At 63.6% G+C, this 16,903-nt stretch carries 15 protein-coding genes and 1 pseudogene; 7 read left to right on the top strand and 9 right to left on the bottom strand.

Features of this window, described 5'->3' with window-relative positions; all coding sequences use genetic code 11:
• From BST27_RS33735 to BST27_RS14320, 6 genes and pseudogenes are all read left to right on the top strand, one after another.
• Positions 1-256: pseudogene (locus tag BST27_RS33735) on the top strand (hypothetical protein); the annotation flags it as partial.
• Positions 253-918: a nitroreductase family protein gene (locus BST27_RS14340; protein WP_069420949.1), complete on the top strand. Its 666-nt coding sequence runs from the start codon at positions 253-255 to the stop codon at positions 916-918. The pseudogene BST27_RS33735 and the gene BST27_RS14340, both read left to right, overlap by 4 nt.
• Positions 919-1,046: 128 nt before the next feature.
• Positions 1,047-2,516 carry an MFS transporter gene (locus BST27_RS14335; protein ID WP_139805160.1) on the top strand — a complete coding sequence of 490 codons (1,470 nt, stop codon included), beginning with the start codon at positions 1,047-1,049 and terminating at the stop codon, positions 2,514-2,516.
• 212 nt (positions 2,517-2,728) lie between these two features.
• A complete protein-coding gene (locus BST27_RS14330; RefSeq protein ID WP_069420951.1) occupies positions 2,729-3,499 on the top strand; it encodes an SDR family NAD(P)-dependent oxidoreductase in 771 nt (256 codons plus the stop codon).
• Positions 3,500-3,603: 104 nt separating this feature from the next.
• Complete coding sequence (locus tag BST27_RS14325) at positions 3,604-4,032, top strand: Rid family hydrolase (RefSeq protein ID WP_069420952.1); 429 nt, start codon at positions 3,604-3,606, stop codon at positions 4,030-4,032.
• Positions 4,033-4,055: 23 nt separating this feature from the next.
• Positions 4,056-4,823 carry an SDR family oxidoreductase gene (locus tag BST27_RS14320; RefSeq protein WP_069420953.1) on the top strand — a complete coding sequence of 256 codons (768 nt, stop codon included), beginning with the start codon at positions 4,056-4,058 and terminating at the stop codon, positions 4,821-4,823.
• An 80-nt stretch (positions 4,824-4,903) separates the two neighbouring features.
• On the opposite strand, the gene BST27_RS14315 is transcribed toward BST27_RS14320, so the two are convergent.
• From BST27_RS14315 to BST27_RS14295, 5 genes are all read right to left on the bottom strand, one after another.
• The gene (locus BST27_RS14315) at positions 4,904-5,710 is read right to left on the bottom strand and encodes a DUF1906 domain-containing protein (protein WP_069420954.1); all 807 of its coding nucleotides are present in this window, start codon (positions 5,708-5,710) and stop codon (positions 4,904-4,906) included.
• Between the two features lie 135 nt (positions 5,711-5,845).
• On the bottom strand, positions 5,846-6,316 hold the full coding sequence (locus BST27_RS14310; protein WP_139805159.1) for a hypothetical protein: 471 nt from the start codon (positions 6,314-6,316) through the stop codon (positions 5,846-5,848).
• A gap of 223 nt (positions 6,317-6,539) precedes the next feature.
• Complete coding sequence (locus BST27_RS14305) at positions 6,540-7,316, bottom strand: SDR family NAD(P)-dependent oxidoreductase (RefSeq protein ID WP_069420956.1); 777 nt, start codon at positions 7,314-7,316, stop codon at positions 6,540-6,542.
• 127 nt (positions 7,317-7,443) lie between these two features.
• Positions 7,444-7,908, bottom strand: coding sequence for a ribonuclease HI (gene rnhA / locus BST27_RS14300; RefSeq protein ID WP_069420957.1), 465 nt, complete (start codon positions 7,906-7,908; stop codon positions 7,444-7,446).
• A gap of 124 nt (positions 7,909-8,032) precedes the next feature.
• Entirely contained in the window at positions 8,033-8,581 is a 549-nt protein-coding gene (locus tag BST27_RS14295) for a TetR/AcrR family transcriptional regulator (protein ID WP_069420958.1), read from the bottom strand.
• A gap of 194 nt (positions 8,582-8,775) precedes the next feature.
• Here BST27_RS14295 and BST27_RS14290 point away from each other — a divergent pair, with 194 nt between their 5' ends.
• Positions 8,776-9,990, top strand: a complete 1,215-nt coding sequence (locus tag BST27_RS14290) for a cytochrome P450 (protein ID WP_069420959.1) — start codon at positions 8,776-8,778, stop codon at positions 9,988-9,990.
• Positions 9,991-10,052: 62 nt separating this feature from the next.
• Here the strand turns inward: BST27_RS14290 and BST27_RS14285 are convergent, their stop codons facing one another.
• The 4 genes from BST27_RS14285 to BST27_RS14270 form a co-directional block, all read right to left on the bottom strand.
• A complete protein-coding gene (locus BST27_RS14285; RefSeq protein ID WP_079219821.1) occupies positions 10,053-13,190 on the bottom strand; it encodes an ATP-binding protein in 3,138 nt (1,045 codons plus the stop codon).
• A gap of 149 nt (positions 13,191-13,339) precedes the next feature.
• A complete protein-coding gene (locus BST27_RS14280) occupies positions 13,340-14,347 on the bottom strand; it encodes a glycoside hydrolase family 6 protein (RefSeq protein ID WP_069420961.1) in 1,008 nt (335 codons plus the stop codon).
• 43 nt (positions 14,348-14,390) lie between these two features.
• Positions 14,391-15,056 (bottom strand): C39 family peptidase, encoded by a 666-nt coding sequence (locus BST27_RS14275; RefSeq protein WP_069420962.1) that lies wholly within the window; start codon positions 15,054-15,056, stop codon positions 14,391-14,393.
• A gap of 176 nt (positions 15,057-15,232) precedes the next feature.
• A complete protein-coding gene (locus tag BST27_RS14270) occupies positions 15,233-16,558 on the bottom strand; it encodes a PE family protein (protein ID WP_079219820.1) in 1,326 nt (441 codons plus the stop codon).
• Positions 16,559-16,903 lie beyond the last annotated feature (345 nt).

The raw sequence follows: 16,903 nt of genomic DNA, 5'->3' as shown, positions 1-16,903 counted from the left end.
AAAACGACCGCCGAGATCGTGGCATACGAACATCCTTCCAGGGGACCACCGTCCCGCTATCTCAGATGTCCACCAATTCTGGGGAACCTCATACATGCGTCAATGGCTCACCAGCCGCGACAATGTAGCTGCCTACCTGGCGGTGAGCAAGGCGATCATCCACCACGAACCCGCCGCGATGCTCAGCATCATCGACGGGCTGGTGTGGCCAAACCTGCGCGTGGAAGTAGAAGTCATCACCTTTGTACCGGCATGAGCAGTTACCCCATCGTGGATTTGTCCACCGACGCACTGCTGACCACGACCCGGTCGGTACGTAAGCGCCTGGACCTGACCAAACCCGTTCCCATTGGCCTGATCCGGGAATGCCTGGAGATCGCGGTGCAAGCACCGACGTCGTCCAACGTGCAGAACTGGAGCTTCATCGTGGTCACCGACGCCGAGCAGCGCCGCGCCATCGCCGATGTGTACCGCCGCACGTGGGAATGGATTGTCGCGTCCCCCTTCGCTGTCGCCGATCGGTTCAAGGACGACCCGGTGCGAAATCGCCAACAGCGCAGGGTATCCGACAGCGCGACATATCTCGCCGAGCACATCGGGGAGGTTCCCGTGCTGACGATCCCTTGCGTCGAGGTCATCGACGGCGACGGCACGCTGACGGGCGAAAATGCCAACCAGTACTGGAGTTCGGTCATGCCCGCTACGTGGAGCTATATGCTTGCTGCGCGTTCGCGCGGCTTGGGAACCACGTGGACCGGGGTGACCGTAATGGCTGACCAGGAGATGCGGACCATCCTTGGACTGCCTGACAACGTCTATCACGCCACGACCATCCCCACGGCGTACTACATCGGTACGACCTTTCACCGTGCCCGTCGGGTTCCGCTCGACGACGTGCTGCATTTCGACCGGTGGTGAGCGGAGGACAACATGGAGAGCGATCGCGGCGACTGGGCCTCCGGTAATACATTGGGCCCCAACGGATCCCTGTGTCACGGTGGGGGAGCTGGCACCCAGTTACTCTCAAGCCCCGGACGGTCCCTGCAGTGACATTGCGTGACGCGGCACCGACCAGCCGTGCGATGGTGGTCGCGGTGATGGTGTCGATGGTCGCATTCCTCGACTCCACCGTGATCAACCTTGGTTTGCCGGCTATCGAGCACGACCTCGGCGGCGGGCTGGCCTTGCAACAGTGGATTGTCGAGGGCTACCTGTTGGCGATGGTCGCCGCTATTCTGCCCGCCGGGTCCATCTCGGACTCGTTCGGACGCGTTCCGGTGATGCGGTTCGGGCTGCTGACTTTCGGGATGGGCTCGGTTTTGGCCGCCGCTGCCGCCGCGCCGGCGATGCTGATTACCGCGCGCCTCATCCAGGGCCTTGGTGCGGCGTTTCTCGTACCCGGTTCGCTGGCGCTGATCAACACCGTCTTCGACAAAGCGCATCGGTCCGCAGCGATAGGTGTGTGGACTGGGTGGACGGGAACCGCCTTCGCGTTGGGTCCCCTGCTGGGCGGAATGTGTGTTGATTACTTGGGCTGGCGTTGGATTTTCGTATTGTCTGCGATCCCGATGGTGGTCGGCTATGCGCTGACGTTCTGGCTATGCCCCGTGCCGGGGCCGACCCGCGTCGTCCGTGTCGATGCAGCCGGGGTAGGTCTATCGGCGACGGGCCTGGCCGCGACGGTGTACGCATTGATCGAATCGCAACACGACGGATGGACGGACCCGAGGGTCATCGGGTCATTGCTGATCGGAATTGCCGCACTTGGCGGCTTCGTGAGCTGTCAGCACCGCAGCAAAAGCCCGATGCTTCCGCTGCAGGTGTTCACCTTTCGGAACTTCGCTGCTGCCAACATCGTCACCGCGTTCGTATACGGGGCGCTGACGCTGGGATCACTCGCTGTCGCCCTCTTCACCCAAGAAGTCGTCGGCTACTCGGCCACGGCGACGGGACTGGTGACTTTGCCGATCCCGGCACTGTCGTTTCTCTTCGCACGTCACGTCGGCCGCGCCGCCATGCGGGTGGGACCCCGCGCTTTCTTGATCGCCGGGCCCGCTTTGGCTGGGATCGGCCTGCTGTTGATCCGGCCGAAAGACACTGGATTCCAGGGGATCACCGACCTGATTCCCGGGATGATGATGCTGGCCATCGGGCTGGTCGCGACTGTCACACCGCTGGTTTCCTTGACGCTGTCGTCGGTGCCGACCGAACACAGCGGCCTGGCGTCGGCGATCAACAACGCCGTCTCAAGGCTGGCTTCGTTGATCTCGATCGGGTCCATAGGCTTGATCACCGCCGGCACGGCGAGTCCCGCCGGATTCGCCCACGTATTACAGGTGAGCGCGGCCCTGTTCGCTCTCGGCGCGCTGTGCGCCGCGTTGTTGATAAGCAATCCTCCGGGTAAATGCCGGCCTGTGCTGTGTGACATCGCGGCGTTGTGCCGTGACCGACCCGGTGTGCAACCAAGCCTGGCCAGCAACGCCTCCGCTGCGAGCGAACCACTCTTTCCGCAGTAATCGCCGACGTGGTGGCGCGAGCGTTTGGTAGCAGCCCGGACCATCCACGCATCGTTCACTGCGGGGTGTCACTCACCCGGGTGAATAGGAGGCCGGGGTGATGACAACTCACCCCGGCCCGACGCAGTCTCAGTACCAGCAGAACTGAGTGCGATTGTCACCCGTTTATGGGGCGACCTCGGTCCGATCGGCCGTCAGAAGGAACCAATAGCATGCACTTTGAGGCCAAGAAGGTCATCGTCGTTGGTGGTAGTGCCGGCATCGGTCGGCAGGTTGCGGTCGGCATCGTGGACCACGGCGGTAGTGCGGTGATCGTCGGGCAGTCCAAAGCACGTGTTGATGACACGGTCGCGGAGTTGACGAGCCGGCGTGGTCAAGCCTGGGGCATCGCGGCACAGCTGACTGATCGTGCAGCCGTCGCCGATGTGCAACATGTACTTTCCGAGCAACACGACGACGCGACCCTGCTTGTCAACGCGGCCGGATTCTTTATCCCCAAAGGGTTTGTCGAGTACGACGAGCAGTTCTACGACTCGTACATGGAGCTCAACTTCGCGTTGTTCTTCCTCACCCAGACCGTGGTCGCGGGGATGATCACCAAAGGTGACGGCGGCTCCATCGTCAACATTGGCAGCATGTGGGCACATCAGGCCATTGGCCGGACCCCGTCGTGTGGGCACTCGATGCAGAAGGCTGGGCTGCATGCGCTCACCCGCAACCTGGCCGTAGAGCTGGCCGAGCACCAAATTCGCGTCAACGCGGTGGCACCGGCCGCCGTCAAGACCCCCGCTCTCGAGCGGTGGGTCCCGAAAGACGAGATCGACGCCACGCTGGACAGTTTCGCGCCATTTCATCCGCTGGGACGGGTGGGCGCCCCCTGCGATGTGGCCAACGCGGTCACCTATCTGCTTTCTGAGCAGGCCAGTTGGGTCACTGGCGCAATCCTCAATGTTGACGGCGGCGTCATGGCTGGCCGCAACTGAATCCACGGCCGCCCAGCGGCCACCGGTGAAGCCGCTTCTCCGGGCAACCACATCGATCGCGATAACGGCGGCATCGACCAATAACGATGGAAGGAAACCCCCGCATGTCCAAGCTCGAATTCTTCGACACCCCCGGATACGGCGAGATTGCCCGTATCCGCAATCGCTACCGGCAGGCGCTACGCATTGGCGATCGCATTGAGATCTCCGGCCAAGGCGGCTGGGACGCGGATTTCACCCTTTCGGCAACATCGGTGGAGGACGAGATCGTCAAGGCATGTGACAACGTCGAAAAGACCCTCGCTGAGGCGGGTGCCAGCTGGCGCGACGTAATCAACATCCGCTCCTACCACGTCCCCACTGCTGACGATTCCATTGGTGATCAACACATGTCGGTGATGGTGGACCAGTTCCGCCAGCGGTTCGGGGAAAGTCTGCCGCTGTGGACCGCGCTTGGGGTAAAGGCACTGGCGCTGCCGGGCCAGCACGTCGAGATCGAGGTTGTCGCCATCGTCGGATGCGACAACAACTAGATGTGGGAGGTGAACGGTTCGCTATGAAGATCGTAGTCATCGGCGGTAGCGGGCTGATTGGCTCGAAAGTAGTGTCCAAGCTCAACGGACAGGGGCACGAAGTCTTTTCGGCCTCACGCCGATCGGGTGTCGATTCACTCACCGGTGCAGGTCTCGCCCGCGCCGTTGCCGGTGCGGACGTCGTGGTGGACGTCGCCGATTCGCCCTTGTTCGACGACGAACCTGTAATGCACTTCTTCAAGACCACGACGACGAATCTTCTTTCCGCTGAACGGGAAGCGGGAGTAAAGCATCATGTCGCGTTGACCGTGGTGGGTGCGCAGGCCATGCCAGATAGCGGATATAACACCGCGAAAGCGGCCCAGGAAGACCTGATCATGCGTTCGGGCCGGCCCTATTCAATTGTGCGAGCAACTCCGTTTTACGAATTCGCGCTCGGCTTGGCCGATTCCGCGTCAGACGGGGACATCGTCAGGTTGCCGCACGCGCTGTTCCGCCCCATCGCGGCCGACGATGTTGCCACCGCCGTGGCCCGCACAGCGGTCGGGCACCCTATAAACGGAGTTACGGAGATCGCTGGACCCGAAGCAGTGGCGATGGATGACTTTGTCCGCATAGGCCTTGCCGCCAATGGTGATCGACGTCGGGTCGTAACTGACGCCCAGGCGCGCTACTTCGGTGCGGTGATCGACGATCGCACCCTGGCTGCCGACGAGAACGCCACCATCTTCACTACTCGATACTCGGACTGGATCGACGCCCATTTCGGGCCCAGCGCCGCGACAAACTGACCGGGGAGCTTGAGGCTCGTAAGGTGCTACGCGTCAACAGTTGACCGGGTTCGTTGCAACGATCCGGAAGGCATCACGGGTCAGGGATGAAGGTGCCATTGACCGCAGTCCTCGGCAAGCATGTCGTTGACGTCGACTTCTTGTCCCCCGACTTTCGGACCGGGATTTGACGCCGTGCTCACCACGCGTTGATAGAGCACCGCGGCGGGGAAGACCTGACCGCCGGACCACGCCTTGGTCTGCCAGGCCCATCGGCGGCCGGGGGTGCGCGAACTTCCGATGACGCCATCGGCGGCAGCCCATTTGCATACGTCGATACCGCCGTAGACGCCGGTACGCTGCACTCCCAGCACCGAATTGATTCCGCGAAACCACTGCAGTGCCACCGTTTTCCAGGTCTCGTGGCTGATGTCCTCGTCGATGGTGAAGAAGATCGGGGCGCTCTGACCGCCACCCGCCGCGGTATGCAACTTCCAGGCGGTGCGAGCATCGGCGACTCCACCGGCAAACCCGCGCTTGAAGTCCGACGGTGCTGTCCCGCCCGGCTTGCCGTACTGGTAGTTGCTGACGATCATCAGCCCAGCGGCCTTCAACTGATCGGCGTACTGCCGGGTGATCGGCTTGGCCCCAAATGAGGAACCGGGACGTGATAGTGAGACGTAATTGATGACCCCGTGGTAACCGGCGGCTCGAATCTGCTCTGCGGGAATTTGGCGCATCGCGAAGTCGATGAGTTTGGGAGTGGCGCCAGGGGTGGCCGGGAGGGCTCCTGCCGTTGCCGTATACCACCCTGGCATTGCCGAAATAGCTGCGGCATAGCGGAATACGTCACGCCGGGTGATCCGGCGTGACCGTCGGAGGCAAGAATCCCACGACACATCCTGCATCGCGCGATGTTAACTATGTGATTTCAGTTAACAGAAGTGGTGTGTCGTAGCTGATATCAAATCGGTCTGTGTGGTTGACCGGCCCGAGTCCGTTACGTCCCCAGCGATAGGTTCCCGATCCCGGGCGGTGCCCGTCTAGTGCTGAACCCTGATCCCGAGGCTCATCCGAACCAAATCCAAATCCTCGTAATAGCGCATCGGCGGCGGTGAGGATTTCGGGATTAGCACAGGAGCCACCCGCTGTTTCGACGCCTTTCGGAAGCTTTCGCGGGACAGGTCGATGAAACCCGCAGCGCGCAGAGACAGCAACAACGCAGTACCGAGCAGAGCGCCGCCGGTCACCAGTACCGAGTACGCGATGCCGCGTCGAGTAGTGATGATTGCGGCGCATTGATTCTCGTAGTCACTGGGTACATAGAGGGCGCCAAAGCTGCTCTGCAGGTCTTTATTCAGGGCGTCTTCCCGCGCGGCGAGGTTGTAGTCAGGGTGCAACCCGGTGCCACACGTGATCGGGACGCCGGTGCGATCGACAGCCTGTAGAGACAGCGGCAGTGGCAGCACAAGAAGTGAGGCGAGCACCGCTGCGGCGCCGACAATGCCCAACACCCACCTCATTGTGCAGCCCTCCCGGTTCTGCATCCGTCTATTTGGCGTGTGTTTACCCCGTCCGGCGATTCTTACGCCAACAACAGCGAGAAAGTTCGCGCGAAAACGGTGTGGTCGATCGCCAATGGCCCCCCACGCTGCCCGACTTTGGTCTGCCGAGCGCGTCTGGCTATGCCGCTCTCTTCAGCGGTCGCGGCGATCGATGCGGTCCGACGCTCTTGACCTACTTCGGTGGCATCCGGATGCCACCGTCCACGCGGACGACCTCGGCGTTCATGTAGGAGTTGGTGACCAACTCAACAACCATGGACGCCAGCTCCTCGGGCTTGCCCAGGCGACGGGGGAACAACACGGACTCGCCGAGCTTCGCCTTGAATGCCTCCGAGGCTTCGCCCTCGCCATAGATCGGGGTGTCGATCAGGCCCGGGGCAACGGTGTTGACGCGGATGCCGACCGCGGACAGGTCGCGCGCAACGGGCAGCGTCAGACCCACGACGCCGCCCTTGGACGAGCTGTACGCGGCCTGGCCGATCTGGCCGTCGAAAGCGGCAACACTGGTCATGTTCACGATGGCGCCACGCTCACCCGACTCGGTGGGTTCGTTCTTGCTCATCTGGGTCGCGGCGATCCGGATGCAGTCGAAGGTGCCGACCAGGTTGATTTCGAGCACCTTCTTGTACGCGTCGAGGTTGTGTGCCGAGGAGAATTCGCCATCCTTGCCGATGGTGCGTTGGGCCCAGCCGATGCCGGCCGAGTTGACCAGGACACGCAACGGACCCAGGTCCGCGGCAGTCTTGACCGCGTCGATGATCTGCTCGGTGTTGGTCACGTCGACGGAGACGAACACGCCGCCGATTTCCTGGGCGAGAGCCTCGCCCTTTTCCGCCTGCAGGTCGGCTACGACGACCCGGGCACCCTTGGCGGCCAACTGACGAGCAGTAGCCGCACCGATTCCTGACGCGCCGCCGGTGACGACTGCGCTCGCTCCACTGATATCCACCCCGGCATCATAGGTCTAGCCGTTGCAGCCCATGCGAACCGACCGGATGTACACATGAATTGCGCTGTGCTAGATACCGTTCCGGTCAGGGCCCGATTCACCGCTGAACCAGCCTCGCCACCGTCCGTCAGGATCGGGCCCTCGACAGCGCGATCGCTTCTCGCATACCCCGGGTTGCCAGTTCGTCGGCGAGGACGTTGTCGGCGATACCGGCATGCCCTTTCACCCAGAACCACTCGACCCGGTGCCGCGCACAGGCCACTTGCAGCCGCTGCCAGAGGTCGACATTCTTCACCGGCTGCTTTGCGGCGGTCTTCCAGCCGTTGCGTTCCCAGCCGAGAATCCACTTCGTGATGCCGTTCCGGACATAGGTGCTGTCGGTGTAGAGATGCACCGTCACCGCTCGGGTGAGTGCCTCGAGCGCCATGATCGGCGCCGTCAGTTCCATGCGGTTGTTGCTGGTCGGGCTGGACTCGCCACCGCACATCTCGCGGACGTGGTGACGGTGACGCAGCACGGCCCCCCAGCCGCCAGGCCCGGGGTTGGGTTTGCAGCCACCGTCGGTGTGGATGACAACGACGTCGTCGTCCATTACTCCCATGGGCCGAGGATAGGCATGCGGTCGCGCGATCGGCCGTGCGACCCGCGAGGCAATAGCGGCGGCATGGCAGCAGCACGGGGGAGAAGCAGGCGGCAAGTGCTGATCGAGGGGCTGGTCATTCTGGCGCGGTGAACGAGGCGGCGAAAAATCGCTGCAGCATGGCCAGTTCGGCGTTTGGGTCTTTCAACGGCCACAGCCACATGGCCAGAAAAACGCGAATGAGCCACTGTGCGGCCAGCGAGTCGTCTGTGCCCAGCATCTCAGCGGCAAAACCGGTGACGGCAGGTGAATTTGTCAGCCAGTCGGCGCCGATGTTCGTCTGCGTTGACCGAAAGTGTTGTGTCAGCGGATGAGACTGCATGCGCCGAAGTGCCGCAACGGTAGCGGTCAGAACTCGGTCGGTCCCATGCAGGTCCTTGATCTCTTCGCGCAGCGTGTCGACGATCTGCGTTGCCTGGATCTTGACCACCGCATCACGAATGGCCGCCTTTCCACCGGCGCGGCGGTAGATCGTGGCCGGCGAGCAGTGAACCCTGCTCGCCAAGGCCTCGACGGAGAACGCCTCGTATCCGACCTCGGCGATGAGGTCCGCCGCCGCCGCGTAAATCCGGTCTACGGCCTCGCGATGACGATCTCCGCCGACGAGCCAGTCCGTTTGTGGCATATGGCGATGGTCCCTCGACCAGAAACCCCACTGCAACTGGTTTCGCACGATGAGACATTTTTGGAAAATTTCTCACACAAGCGCGCAGCTGAAGCGGTGCAACCGCTTTCACCGGTGCTGCGGCCGTTGAGCTGCGGTTATCAACTTTTGCGATAACCGTTGACGCGACGAACGACGGCATTCAGCCTGACTTCATGGCGGTATTGGACGATCCCGCGAACTTCTTTGGCGAGCAGGCGCTGCAGGACCCGTATCCGCTCTACGAGCGCATGCGTGCGGAAGCCCCCGTACATCGGATCGGTGATTCGGTGTTCTATGCGGTGTGCGGTTGGGATGCGGTCATTGATGCCGTCAACCGGGTCGACGATTTTTCCTCCAACCTCAGCGCGACCATGATCTATCACGAGGACGGGACCGTCGCCCCGTTCCCCATGATGGAAGCTGGCGGCCCTGGCCACGCCTTGGCAACCGCCGACGACCCGAGTCATGCGTTGCACCGCAAAATCCTGTTGCCACATCTGTCCGCCAAGCGCGTCCGGATTATCGAGGAGTTCGCCGGCCGAGTCGCCGAGCAACTCTGGACCGAGAACCTGCGCGACGGACACATCGAATGGATGAGCGCCCTGGCCAATCGCCTCCCGATGATGGTGGTCGCCAAGCTGCTGGGGCTGCCCGAGACCGACGTCGACAGACTCATTCGACTGGGTTACGCCACCACTACATTGCTCGACGGGGTCGTCACGCAGGCGCAGCTCGAGTCGGCCGGTCTGGCCGCCTTCGAGCTGTCGACCTACGTCATGGAACACTTTGAAAAGTCAAGCAGCTCAGCCGAATCCGGCCTGATCCCGGACTTGGCCGCTCGTTATGCCTCGGGCGAGGTCGACCAGACGATCGCGATGGGCATCATGCTGACCCTCTTCAGCGCGGCCGGTGAATCGACCGCCTCGCTGCTGGGCAGCGGCGCGTGGATCCTGGCCGATCGACCCGACATACAACAGCAGGTGCGGGACAACCCGGATTTGCTCAACGCCTTCATCGAAGAGGCACTGCGGTACGAACCGCCGTTCCGCGGCCACTACCGCCACGTCTGGCGCGACACGACCCTGGGCGGGGTGGCGGTGCCGGCGAACTCGCACCTGTTGCTGATGTGGGGTGCGGCCAACCGCGATCCCGCACACTTCGAGGCACCCGACGAATTTCGCCTCGACCGCTCGGGCGCCAAGAGTCACGTGACCTTCGGCAAAGGAGTGCACTTCTGCATCGGCGCCGCACTGGCCCGCCTCGAGGCGCAGATCGTCTTTCGCACGCTCCTGGACCGCACCGACTGGATCGAGGTGGCCGACATCGGCGAGTGGTTGCCAAGCATCCTGGTACGTCGGCTGAGCCGTCTGGAGCTGGCGGTCCAATAGGCCACTTGGTCGGCCGATCCGTGACCGCGTTTGCGAGCGCGCAGGGCGAATCCTGCTCAGGTTTAAGGTATTTCGCGGACCATTGCCTCGGCCCAATCGATGTGGCCCTCGAAGGCAAGCGATTTGGCCATCGCGAGATAGCGCCTCGCCAAATTCCGGTAGCCGACATCGTCCCCGTGAGCGTGGGCCTGCAAGGCGCGCAGGCGCAGCAGCGTGATTTCGGGTAATGCCGCACCGGCCGACACTTTCGTCCATCGATCGATCGCCTGCTGTGCCTCGACCAGGTCGGCATCGGTCCCGCGCGCTAGCAGGGTCTCCACCAGGAGGCTCGTGCCCCAGACCCCGTAACCGACCCGCCCGTCGACGTCTAGCTCGTCCAGGACTTTGCGCATGGCGAGAATGGCAGCATCGCGTTCGTCGTACTGGGCTCGCGCGTAGTTGATCAACAATTCGTTTGTAGGGACCAGGGAAGGCATCCGGCTGCGCTGCCAATCGAGGGCTTGCACGGCGAGTTCCAGCCCTCGGCGACGGTCGGCTTCGGCGCCGCGACACAGCAGCGCAACACCCAATGCGTATTCAGTGAAGAGCACTGCGACATCGCTGCTGGCCCGTAAGGCGGTCTGCACCGCTTCCTCCAACGTGCGCATCATGGCGTCGTCGGCCCGAACCGACCCGTACCGGATGGCCAGCCCGTAGGTCCAAGGAATGACAATGCCGAGGGTTGCCGGGTCGTTGTTTCGGGCCATCGTGACGGCGTCGTCGAGATCTTGCCGCCATCCCGGCACCCCCCGCCAGCACCGAGCAATTCCGCGAAATGTCACCGCGATCGCCAGCGGCGAACCAATGCCGAAACTGGCGCCCTTTGACGGATCACCTCCGGCCAAGTCGATGATGTACTGCGACCACCGCAGGATCTCGTCGACTTCGCCGGTGTTGAACCAGTTGACGAAGGCTATGAACGCCAACCCTATGGTCGAGTTGGGATCGCCGATCGACTCAAGCAACGCCATCTGTTCGGATGCCAGGCGCGAGCCTTGACGCGAACGTCCGGCCAGCAGGAGCTCCGATCCCAGCCCGGACATGCCGATGGCCAGTGAGACGTCGTCCCCGGCGGCACCGCACAACTGCCGCAACTCCGCGAATCGGCCTTGGCCTTCCTGTAGTGCTTGGGCTTGCCAGTCAGTGGCACACAGCATGGCGCGGGGGGCGATGCGCATCGACAGTTGGTCGGCGTCGTCGGCGGGTAGTGCGTCGGCGATCAGGCGTGCCCGCTCCCAGCTGACTCGGGCGGCGGCAATGTTGCGGTTGGTTGACCATGTGGCGGCGCGCAGGTGCCAGTCGTACGCCGCGTGCAGTTCGCCTGCGGACTCAAGGTGTTCGGCAATCAGTGGTGCCTGCTCGTCCACCGCCTCGGGCGCAGACTCTTGTATTGCGGCCGCCAGGCGGCGGTGCAGATCCGCGCGATCGGATTTCAGCTGTGATTCATAGGCCACCGCGCGGATCAGCGGGTGACGGAACGCGAACTCGGGGTTTGGGCCGAATTTCACCTGATCGATCAGTTCGGCGGTGAGCAGCTCGTGGAACGTCGGATCGATCCCGAGCGCGGTGAGTAGTCCAGCGTCGAAGCGCGCCCCGATCACCGATGCCGCGTGCAATGTTCGCTTGGCCGGAGAGGTCAGCCGGTCGAGGCGAGCCTCGATGGCCGCTTGCACGGTTGCCGGCACGGTCACGTCGGCGACATCGGTCCGACAGATGTAGCTACCGTGCTCACCGTCCAACACGCCGCGCTGCACCAACTCGCGCACCATCTCCTCGGCGAAAAACGGGTTACCCGCAGCCCGCTCGGCGATGACCGTCGACAGCTCGCTGACCGACGGATCTGAACCGAGCAACTCACTTATCAGGGCCACGGTGTCCGAATCGCCCAGTGCGGCAAGCGCTATCGTCTGGCCGCCGGGTACGTGCGCCAACATGCCGCGGTACTCGGGGCGCGCGGTGATCAGCACCATCACCTTGGTCTGGGGGATAACCCGGAGGACGTCGGCCAGCATCGACTCGCTGACCGCATCAATCCAGTGGGCATCCTCGATGACGTACAGGGCCGCTGTGTTGCGCGCGAGCGACATCGACTTGATCAGTGCGGTGAGCCGGCGGCGTCGGGCGTCGGGGTCGATCTGGGGGAGCGGAACGTCAGGGTCGGCGATGCCGAGCAGGTCATCGAGCAGCAGCAGATCCTCCGGTTCTGCGTCGGAAGGCGCGGTCGCCCGCAGCCGTGTGCGCGCGGCCTCTCCGTCGAGGTCGGATATCTGGTTGCCGGCTCGAAGTAGTCGCGCGACGACGCCGAAGGAGATGTCGCGGGCGTGCGACTCGCAGAAAGTCCAAAAGACGTCGATGCCTCGATCGGCGGTCAGGGCCGCGATCTCCCGGGCCATGCGACTCTTGCCGATGCCTGGCGGGCCCATCACCGTTACGACACCACCACGGGCGCCCATCGCGCGCTCCGCCATGGCCTCCAAGGCCGCCAGTTCCCAGCGCCGACCGACCAGGCTGGCCTCAACGCGATTGACCAGCCCACCGCGGGGGTTGATCTGGACCAGACGTCGCGCGCGCACCGGTTGGCCGGCCCCCTTGATGCGCACCCACTCCGGTTCAGCGAGCACAACGAGGTGCTCAACCAGCTGCGCGGTCGCGTCTGACAGCATCACCGCACCCGCGGGCGCCGCTGATTCCATCCGCTGCGCCAGCCCGACGTGCTCGCCGGTCGCGGCGTACCCCAGCGATCCCGAACCGATCTGACCGGCGATCACTCGACCCGAGTTCAGGCCCACCCGCAACCGCAGCGTAACGCCGTCGCGCCGGGCCACTTCGGCCGCCAACCGGGTGGCCTCCTGCTGGATCTCTAGTGCGGCCAGGCATGCGCGAAAAGCGTGGTCTTCCAACGCAACTGGCGCCCCGAACAGCGCCATCACCCCGTCGCCGTTGTATTCCGCGGTCCCACCGTATCGGCGCACGACCGCCGCCGAACGCTCCACCAGCTCGGTCATGATTTCGCGCAACCGCTCGACATCGAGCGCTGCGGCGATTTCCATCGAGCGCACCACGTCGGCGAACAGCACCGTCACCTGTTTGTACTCAGCAGGGTCCGAGGCTGTTGACAACGCGGTGCCGCACTCGCTACAGAAATTCGCTCTCGGCAGCATTTCTGCGCCGCACGACTTACACGCCAATCTCGCGACACTCACGTCGTCGCCGCATTAATTGGCGCGGTGCCCCCACGAGCCTCGCCCACGTCAAGATTGTGTCACTGCGTGCTGGCCAATGTGCGAGTAATTGGCCAGCACCCAGCTCGCTACCGGCCCGCGGTGCGGGCCAGATCTATGGCGTATTGATTCACGAAGGTGCCCGCCGGCGGGTCACCCTTCCCGCAGGTGCCGTCGGATTCACCGGGACGCTTGATCCACAGGTAAGCGTCCGCATGCGCACCACCGGTGGCCGTCGTCGGCGGAGTGCCCAGCGCCCGGCCGCTGGGGTTGCACCAACTGTTGTCGGGGTCCGGCGCCGGTCCAACCCCGTTACGCGACGTGTCGATCACGTAGTGCGAACCGTTGGTCAGCCCCGAGATCGCCTCGCCGTAGCCGATCTCGTCCTCGGTCGTGTAAAAGTTCGCCGTGTTGACGCTGAACCCTCGGGCCCGGGCGATACCGGCGTTGTTCAGCCGGGCGGCCATGTCCGAGGCGCTATGCCAACGCAAATGGCCAGCGTCGATGTACACGGCAGCGTTCGGATCCCGCGTCAGCGCCTCGACGGCGTAGCGAATCAGGTCGTAGCGCTCTTGGCGCTGGTCACCTTGTAGGCAGTCGGCCATTGCCAGGGCGTCCGGTTCGAGGATGACCGCCGCCGGTGCGGAGCCCAGCCCCGCGGCGATGCCGTCGATCCAGCTCCGGTATTCGGCGCCAGACCCCATACCTCCCGCGGCGTAGCTTCCGCAGTCGCGGTGCGGGATCCCGTAGATCGAGAACACCGGCAAAGCGCCGGCCGCCGCCGCATCTCCCGCGTACTTCCCAACGGTGGCGGCCGAACCGCCTGGGACGATCCAATACGCCTGCGGCGTATTGGCTATGAGAGTCAGCTCCGGACTTGGCGGATTGGCCTGCTGCGCGGCGCGCATTGCCGCCGAGTTGGGGTTGACGTAGAACGGCAGGCCCGCCAGCGGATTGCCGTCACTACTGGCCAGACGTATCGCCGGGCCGCGGCCGACCTGCGCGGGGTGGGCAAGGCTACCAACGCCGACAATGGTCGCGACCGCGAGCAGCGGGGCGATCCATCGCGCAATCGCACGAGAAGCTGAGAACATCACCCCGAGAAATTAGCCGTACCGGCCTTCGATCGCCAACCCGTCCTCAGGTAGTGACCGCCATCAGCCGGCCGCTGGAATCCCACGCTTGGAGGAAGACCGCCAGGGGAATCTGCTCGTCGGCTCCGTGCTCGCTACCGCTGTCGTTGAGGTGCACGATCGCGCTACCCGTGTCGACGCCGGTCACCACCACCGAGTGGTTATGCATGGGGTTGCCATTGCTGTCCCAGTCTTCGACCGGCTTGTTCCAGATGATTTCGCCATTGACGCTGGCCACCACCTTGTGGCCGGCGCTCAGCGCCTGCTCGATGGCTTCGATGTCGCCATTGAAGATCACGGCGCCGATGTTGTATCGCGCCAGCATGGTGGGGATGTCCCTGAACCAGGCGCCCTCGCCCGGGTCGTCGGGATCAGCCGGCCTGGTGTAGATGGGTCCGGGGCCCTGCGAACTGGGGGTTGCTTGGGCCACGTTGATGATGGCGTCTTCGGAGGGCTCCACGCCGGTCACTTCGCCGATCACATCCGCACTCGACATGAGCACGCAGTCGTCCGAATATTGTTGGTAGCGCCAGTATTTGGCCGCAGCGACGGGGTCACCGTACATGGTGGCCGGCGTCGCGACGGCCGGACCGGCCGATCCGAGCGCGACGACGACGGCGACGCCCGCGGTGACGGCGGCCCTGGCGAGGGTCGCGATCTTGGTCGTCCTCATCGATTGCCCTTTCTCTCCGCGGTACGGCGTCGTGCGAGAGCAAAGGATCGGATGTCGACCTTGGCGTTTTCTAAATGGATTCTTGGAGGAGGGCGCCTTCCTGGACGGCGAGATTTCCGCCAGGGTCGTGGTTGGAACCGCGAGCACAACCCTGACGGCAATCTCGGTGCTAGGTGCTACCTCTTGATGTGCAGGGGGCCGACGCCGATGAGGTTGTCGCCGACCAGGCCGATGCCCAGGTTGTGGTTGCCGATGTTGAACAGGCCCTGGTTGAAGTTGCCGTAGTTGCCGACGCCGAGTGCGGCGAGGTTGGGGATGGGTAGGCCGCTGTTGCCGATGCCGTTGTTGGCGATGCCGAAGTTGCCCAGGCCGTTGTTGAACAGCCCGAAGTTGCCCATTGCCGGGTTGGCGGGGTCGACGGTGAAGAACGGGCTGGTGTTGCCGATGCCGAGGTTGACGCTGCCGGTGTTGGCGAAGCCGATGTTGGCCAGGCCGTTGTTGAAGGCGCCGATGTTGCCGGCCATCAGGCTGTTGGGGATGGGGCTGATGTTGCTGAGCCCGATGTTGCCGATGCCGGTGTTGTTGATGCCCAGGTTGAGCTCGCCGGTGTTGAAGAACCCGACGTTGTTGGTGCCGACATTGCCGTAGCCGTAGTTGATTCCGAGGTCGGAGGCGGCGGCGGGCAGGCCGCCCAGGGCGGCGGCGTTGATGTGCAGGGGGCCGACGCCGATGAGGTTGTCGCCGATCAGGCCGATGCCCAGGTTGTGGTTGCCGATGTTGAACAGGCCCTGGTTGAAGTTGCCTTGGTTGCCGACGCCGAGTGCGGCGAGGTTGGGGATGGGGAGGCCGGTGTTGCCGATGCCGTTGTTGGCGATGCCGAAGTTGCCCAGGCCGTTGTTGAACAGCCCGAAGTTGCCCATTGCCGGGTTGGCGGGGTCGACGGTGAAGAAGGGGCTGGTGTTGCCGATGCCGAGGTTGACGCTGCCGGTGTTGGCGAAGCCGATGTTGGCCAGGCCGTTGTTGAAGGCGCCGATGTTGCCGGCCATCAGGCTGTTGGGGATGGGGCTGATGTTGCTGAGCCCGATGTTGCCGATGCCGGTGTTGTTGATGCCCAGGTTCAACTCGCCGGTGTTGAAGAACCCGACGTTGTTGGTGCCGACATTGCCGTAGCCGTAGTTGATCCCCAGCTCCGACGCGGCGGCTGACAGCAACGTCTCAACACTCGCGGCTTCGGCCGTGGCATACGCATTGCCGGCGCTGGTCAAAGTCTGGATGAACTGGGCGTGGAACTGTGCCGCCTGTTTGCTGACTTCTTGGTAGAGCTGGGCGTGACCGGAGAACAGCGACGCCACCGCTGCCGACACCTCGTCCGCGCCGGCCGCCAGGAGGCTCGTCGTCGGAGCCGCCGCAGCAGCGTTGGCCTCACTGATCGTCGACGCGAGACTCGCCAAGTCTGATGCCGCAGCCTGGACGAACTCGGGCACCGTGAATACGAACGACATTATTTACCTCCTGGCATTTGCCAATTCATGAATGCGTGCGACCCTTCTGCCGCGCGATGGCCCCAACCTAACGACGGTTCGACGGGGGAATGTGGGTTTTGCGTTAGGCGTTTGCTAAGTGTTGTTATGTGGAAGCTTTGAATGCCAACCCAGCCAGGGCAAAGTGCACAGCTTCTCCGTCAATCACTAGGCAGAATGCCTGATAACGGCCATCCGTCGTCCCGCGGGCAGCTGCGAGGAACACGGCAGTTCCTCCGATTTAGTGCACAGAAACATATTTGCTAGAGGAAATAGATAACCACCGACCACTTGACGCTGGTGTCAATAGTCTGCTCGGTCCAGGTC

This window comes from Mycobacterium intermedium, from assembly GCF_002086275.1.
Classification (GTDB): Bacteria; Actinomycetota; Actinomycetes; order Mycobacteriales; family Mycobacteriaceae; genus Mycobacterium; species Mycobacterium intermedium.
The sequence above is the reverse complement of the archived record's forward strand: the minus strand, read 5'-3'. Positions and strand labels throughout refer to the sequence as shown.

Coding starts and splice junctions, on each gene's coding strand:
- BST27_RS14275 (WP_069420962.1), bottom strand. CDS start 15,056: ATGAGGACGACCAAGATCGCGACCCTCGCCAGGGCCGCCGTCACCGCG.
- BST27_RS14320 (WP_069420953.1), top strand. CDS start 4,056: ATGAAGATCGTAGTCATCGGCGGTAGCGGGCTGATTGGCTCGAAAGTA.
- BST27_RS14295 (WP_069420958.1), bottom strand. CDS start 8,581: ATGCCACAAACGGACTGGCTCGTCGGCGGAGATCGTCATCGCGAGGCC.
- BST27_RS14325 (WP_069420952.1), top strand. CDS start 3,604: ATGTCCAAGCTCGAATTCTTCGACACCCCCGGATACGGCGAGATTGCC.
- BST27_RS14315 (WP_069420954.1), bottom strand. CDS start 5,710: ATGCAGGATGTGTCGTGGGATTCTTGCCTCCGACGGTCACGCCGGATC.
- BST27_RS14290 (WP_069420959.1), top strand. CDS start 8,776: ATGGCGGTATTGGACGATCCCGCGAACTTCTTTGGCGAGCAGGCGCTG.
- BST27_RS14285 (WP_079219821.1), bottom strand. CDS start 13,190: ATGCTGCCGAGAGCGAATTTCTGTAGCGAGTGCGGCACCGCGTTGTCA.
- BST27_RS14270 (WP_079219820.1), bottom strand. CDS start 16,558: ATGTCGTTCGTATTCACGGTGCCCGAGTTCGTCCAGGCTGCGGCATCA.
- BST27_RS14340 (WP_069420949.1), top strand. CDS start 253: ATGAGCAGTTACCCCATCGTGGATTTGTCCACCGACGCACTGCTGACC.
- rnhA (WP_069420957.1), bottom strand. CDS start 7,908: ATGGACGACGACGTCGTTGTCATCCACACCGACGGTGGCTGCAAACCC.
- BST27_RS14330 (WP_069420951.1), top strand. CDS start 2,729: ATGCACTTTGAGGCCAAGAAGGTCATCGTCGTTGGTGGTAGTGCCGGC.